This window comes from Xenorhabdus entomophaga (genome assembly GCF_037996725.1).
Lineage (GTDB): Bacteria > Pseudomonadota > Gammaproteobacteria > Enterobacterales > Enterobacteriaceae > Xenorhabdus > Xenorhabdus khoisanae.
Genome location: NZ_JBBMXH010000369.1, coordinates 1 through 402, shown reverse-complemented (window position 1 = coordinate 402; position 402 = coordinate 1). Strand labels below are relative to the sequence as shown.

Here is a 402-nt window from a genome sequence, read left to right as displayed (position 1 = left end):
TTACCATCACGTTGCGCCATAATTTTTATGTTCAAGACAGTTGCTTACAGCCCTAATCTCAACCCGATTGAGCGATTATGGAAATACGCGAACGAGCAGGTACGAAACAACATCTATTTTCCGGATGCAAAAACATTCCGTGAAACACTTCATCATTTTTTTCATGTCACATTGCCAGAAAAAGCCAGTGAGCTCATTACCCGGCTGACGGATAATTTCCAGATTTTAAAACCTGCATCTTCAAGTTAATTGCGTATAAATGAATTTCATATGTAACATTAGCCAAGTTGATTAATGCTGAGTTAACATATTAAGTGCAACAGGTGAGATATTAAAAGGTGGGAGTCAACTGTGATAAATTTCACAGCTCTCACACCCGAAATAGTAGCCTGATATGCATAA

At 38.1% G+C, this 402-nt stretch carries 1 protein-coding gene; it reads left to right on the top strand.

All coding sequences use genetic code 11. The features are described from left to right. The coding region (locus AAC854_RS23240; protein WP_340619147.1) for a transposase at positions 1–249 on the top strand (249 nt) is incomplete at its 5' end. Positions 250–402: the final 153 nt, after the last annotated feature.